A 5,381-nucleotide genomic window follows, 5' to 3' on the forward strand; every position below is an offset into this window, starting at 1 on the left:
TGTCCGGCGGTGTCCTACTCTCCCACACCCTCCCGAGTGCAGTACCATCGGCGCTGGAAGGCTTAGCTTCCGGGTTCGGAATGTAACCGGGCGTTTCCCTTCCGCCATAACCGCCGTAACCCTATCAACATATCAAACAACACCACACCAACAACAAAACGTTGGGGTACTTGTTTGTTTGTTGTGAGTTACACAGTGGACGCGAGCAGAACCTTTGTGAGCAAGTCCTCGGCCTATTAGTACCGGTCAACTGAACCCGTTACCGGGCTTACATTTCCGGCCTATCAACCCAGTAGTCTAGCTGGGGGCCTTACCCACCCAAAGGGTGGTGGGATACCTCATCTTGAAGCAGGCTTCCCGCTTAGATGCTTTCAGCGGTTATCCCTTCCGAACGTAGCTAACCAGCCGTGCCCCTGGCGGGACAACTGGCACACCAGAGGTTCGTCCGTCCCGGTCCTCTCGTACTAGGGACAGCCCTTCTCAAGTATCCTACGCGCACGGCGGATAGGGACCGAACTGTCTCACGACGTTCTAAACCCAGCTCGCGTACCGCTTTAATGGGCGAACAGCCCAACCCTTGGGACCTGCTACAGCCCCAGGATGCGACGAGCCGACATCGAGGTGCCAAACCATCCCGTCGATATGGACTCTTGGGGAAGATCAGCCTGTTATCCCCGGGGTACCTTTTATCCGTTGAGCGACACCGCTTCCACACGCAAGTGCCGGATCACTAGTCCCGACTTTCGTCCCTGCTCGACCCGTCAGTCTCACAGTCAAGCTCCCTTGTGTACTTGCACTCAACACCTGATTGCCAACCAGGCTGAGGGAACCTTTGGGCGCCTCCGTTACCTTTTAGGAGGCAACCGCCCCAGTTAAACTACCCACCAGACACTGTCCCTGAACCGGATAACGGTCCGAAGTTAGATACCCGAATCAACCAGAGTGGTATTTCAAGATTGCCTCCACACATACTGGCGTATGCGCTTCACCGGCTCCCACCTATCCTACACAAGCTAACTCAGATACCAATGTCAAGCTATAGTAAAGGTCCCGGGGTCTTTCCGTCCTGCCGCGCGTAACGAGCATCTTTACTCGTAATGCAATTTCGCCGGGCCTGTGGTTGAGACAGTGGGGAAGTCGTTACGCCATTCGTGCAGGTCGGAACTTACCCGACAAGGAATTTCGCTACCTTAGGATGGTTATAGTTACCACCGCCGTTTACTGGCGCTTAAGTTCTCCGCTTCGCCCCGAAGAGCTAACAGGTCCCCTTAACGTTCCAGCACCGGGCAGGCGTCAGTCCATATACATCGAATTACTTCTTCGCATGGACCTGTGTTTTTAGTAAACAGTCGCTTCCCCCTGCTCTCTGCGGCCATACAACGCTCCACCCGCGCGGGGCTTCACGTCTCCGGCCCCCCTTCTCCCTAAGTTACGGGGGCAATTTGCCGAGTTCCTTAACCACAGTTCGCCCGATCGCCTCGGTATTCTCTACCTGACCACCTGTGTCGGTTTGGGGTACGGGCCGCTCAGAACTCGCTAGAGGCTTTTCTCGGCAGCATAGGATCACTGACTTCACCTGAATCGGCTCGGCATCACGTCTCAGCCTCATGTGCCACGGATTTGCCTATGACACGGCCTACACGCTTACCCCGGCACAACCACCGGCCGGGCTCAGCTACCTTCCTGCGTCACCCCATCGCTTGACTACTACCCGCCAGGTTCCCACGCTCCCCAACCTCAACCCGAAGGTCTTGACTGGTTTGGGTGGTTAGCACAACGAGGTTCATCAGGGACGCTCTTTCGCGGGTACGGGAATATCAACCCGTTGTCCATCGACTACGCCTCTCGGCCTCGCCTTAGGTCCCGACTCACCCAGGGCGGATTAACCTGGCCCTGGAACCCTTGGTCATCCGGCGGAAGGGTTTCTCACCCTTCTTTCGCTACTCATGCCTGCATTCTCACTCGTGCCGCGTCCACAACTCGATCACTCGGCTGCTTCACCCCCGGCACGACGCTCCCCTACCCATCCACACACCTGCACACCACCCCGAAAGATGATGCGAAGTACACGCGTGAATGCCACAGCTTCGGCGGTGTGCTTGAGCCCCGCTACATTGTCGGCGCGGAACCACTTGACCAGTGAGCTATTACGCACTCTTTAAAGGGTGGCTGCTTCTAAGCCAACCTCCTGGTTGTCTATGCGACCCCACATCCTTTTCCACTTAGCACACGCTTAGGGGCCTTAGCTGGTGATCTGGGCTGTTTCCCTCTCGACTACGAAGCTTATCCCCCGCAGTCTCACTGCCGCGCTCTCACTTACCGGCATTCGGAGTTTGGCTGATTTCGGTAAGCTTGTGGGCCCCCTAGACCATCCAGTGCTCTACCTCCGGCAAGAAACACGCGACGCTGCACCTAAATGCATTTCGGGGAGAACCAGCTATCACGGAGTTTGATTGGCCTTTCACCCCTAACCACAGGTCATCCCCCAACTTTTCAACGTTGGTGGGTTCGGCCCTCCACGCGGTCTTACCCACGCTTCAGCCTGCCCATGGCTAGATCACTCCGCTTCGGGTCTAGAACATGCGACTCAAACGCCCTCTTCAGACTCGCTTTCGCTACGGCTCCCCCACACGGGTTAACCTCGCCACATGCCACTAACTCGCAGGCTCATTCTTCAAAAGGCACGCCGTCACCCCGCAAGGCTCCGACGGATTGTAGGCGAACGGTTTCAGGTACTATTTCACTCCCCTCCCGGGGTACTTTTCACCATTCCCTCACGGTACTCGTCCGCTATCGGTCACCAGGAAGTATTTAGGCTTACCAGGTGGTCCTGGCAGATTCACGGCAGATTTCAGGAGTCCGCCGCTACTCGGGAACACCCACAGAAGACCAGCTGCTTTCACCTACCGGACTATCACCGTCTACGGTCGGCCTTTCCAGACCATTCAGCTAACAACTGGTTTTATAACTCCTCAAACGAGTGTCAGCTCGTTTAGCAGGGTCCCACAACCCCGACCACGCAACCCCTGACAGGTATCACACGCAACCGGTTTAGCCTCAATCCGCTTTCGCTCGCCACTACTCACGGAATCACTAAATTGTTTTCTCTTCCTACGGGTACTGAGATGTTTCACTTCCCCGCGTTCCCTCCATACACCCTATGAGTTCAGGTGCAGGTGACATCACATGACTGATGCCGGGTTACCCCATTCGGACACCCTGGGATCACAGCTTGGTTGACAGCTCCCCCAGGCCTATCGCGGCCTCCCACGTCCTTCATCGGCTCCTGGTGCCAAGGCATCCACCGTTCGCCCTTGACAACTTGACCACAAAGATGCTCGCGTCCACTGTGCAATTCTCAACAAACAACCAACCCACAACCCACAGCCCCACACCAAACCCGGACCAACGCCGGCGGTATGCGAGACCAGGCCATGCCTGGCAACCAACCCCCACCAACCGGTGGAGTAATCGGCTCCGAAGAAAACAACCAACACGGGTTGTTCCTTCAGGACCCAACAGGGTGCTCTACATCCCTCCCCAGCCGCACCAGAGCAACCGTTCCCACCAACCCGAAAGCCGGCTGTACTAAGCGCCCCGACCGTTGCCGAGGAAAAACTCACCAGTGTCTCCGCCATTGAGCACCCCGACCTGACATTCGCAGATCGCGGGCTCCATACCAGCTTTCGCCGGATGGTGCTCCTTAGAAAGGAGGTGATCCAGCCGCACCTTCCGGTACGGCTACCTTGTTACGACTTCGTCCCAATCGCCAGCCCCACCTTCGACGGCTCCCTCCACAAGGGTTGGGCCACCGGCTTCGGGTGTTGCCGACTTTCGTGACGTGACGGGCGGTGTGTACAAGGCCCGGGAACGTATTCACCGCAGCGTTGCTGATCTGCGATTACTAGCGACTCCGACTTCACGGGGTCGAGTTGCAGACCCCGATCCGAACTGAGACCGGCTTTTTGGGATTCGCTCCACCTCACGGTATCGCAGCCCATTGTACCGGCCATTGTAGCATGCGTGAAGCCCTGGACATAAGGGGCATGATGACTTGACGTCATCCCCACCTTCCTCCGAGTTGACCCCGGCAGTCTCCCATGAGTCCCCAACCGAATTGCTGGCAACATGGGACGAGGGTTGCGCTCGTTGCGGGACTTAACCCAACATCTCACGACACGAGCTGACGACAGCCATGCACCACCTGTCACCGGCCCCGAAGGACCCCACATCTCTGCAGGATTTCCGGCGATGTCAAACCCAGGTAAGGTTCTTCGCGTTGCATCGAATTAATCCGCATGCTCCGCCGCTTGTGCGGGCCCCCGTCAATTCCTTTGAGTTTTAGCCTTGCGGCCGTACTCCCCAGGCGGGGCGCTTAATGCGTTAGCTGCGGCACAGAGAACCGGAGAGGCCCCCCACACCTAGCGCCCAACGTTTACAGCGTGGACTACCAGGGTATCTAATCCTGTTCGCTCCCCACGCTTTCGCTCCTCAGCGTCAGTATCGGCCCAGAGACCCGCCTTCGCCACCGGTGTTCCTCCTGATATCTGCGCATTTCACCGCTACACCAGGAATTCCAGTCTCCCCTACCGAACTCTAGCCTGCCCGTATCGACTGCAGGCCCGCAGTTGAGCCACGGGTTTTCACAGTCGACGCGACAAGCCGCCTACGAGCTCTTTACGCCCAATAAATCCGGACAACGCTCGCGCCCTACGTCTTACCGCGGCTGCTGGCACGTAGTTGGCCGGCGCTTCTTCTGCAGGTACCGTCACTTGCGCTTCGTCCCTGCTGAAAGAGGTTTACAACCCGAAGGCCGTCATCCCTCACGCGGCGTCGCTGCATCAGGCTTCCGCCCATTGTGCAATATTCCCCACTGCTGCCTCCCGTAGGAGTCTGGGCCGTGTCTCAGTCCCAGTGTGGCCGGTCGCCCTCTCAGGCCGGCTACCCGTCGTCGCCTTGGTAGGCCATTACCCCACCAACAAGCTGATAGGCCGCGAGCCCATCCCAAGCCGAAAAACTTTCCACCCACAAACATGCGCCCATGAGTGAATATTCGGTATTAGCCCCCGTTTCCGAGGGTTATCCCAAAGCCTAGGGCAGGTTGCTCACGTGTTACTCACCCGTTCGCCGCTCGAGTACCCCGAAGGGCCTTTCCGCTCGACTTGCATGTGTTAAGCACGCCGCCAGCGTTCGTCCTGAGCCAGGATCAAACTCTCCAACAAAAACCTGTTGAACAATCCATCCCGACAACAAACAAAATGTTGCCAAAGGAATCCCAAACCAACCAGAAACAAAAAGCCTCCAGCCGGCACGGGGCATAAACTACTTGGCACTGGCTTATCAAGCACCCTGTTGAGTTCTCAAAGAACAACCACACACCA

General features: G+C 57.3%; 3 rRNA genes. All 3 read right to left on the reverse strand.

Features of this window, described 5'->3' with window-relative positions:
* Position 1: 1 nt before the first annotated feature.
* Positions 2–118, reverse strand: a 5S ribosomal RNA gene (rrf, locus tag C1A38_RS30145).
* Between the two features lie 98 nt (positions 119–216).
* Positions 217–3,328, reverse strand: a 23S ribosomal RNA gene (locus C1A38_RS30150).
* A 379-nt stretch (positions 3,329–3,707) separates the two neighbouring features.
* Positions 3,708–5,222: ribosomal RNA gene (locus C1A38_RS30155) — 16S ribosomal RNA — on the reverse strand.
* The 16S, 23S and 5S rRNA genes sit together here, the layout of an rRNA operon.
* Between the last annotated feature and the right edge of the window lie 159 nt (positions 5,223–5,381).

The organism is Verrucosispora sp. ts21, assembly GCF_002879555.1.
GTDB lineage: Bacteria > Actinomycetota > Actinomycetes > Mycobacteriales > Micromonosporaceae > Micromonospora > Micromonospora gifhornensis.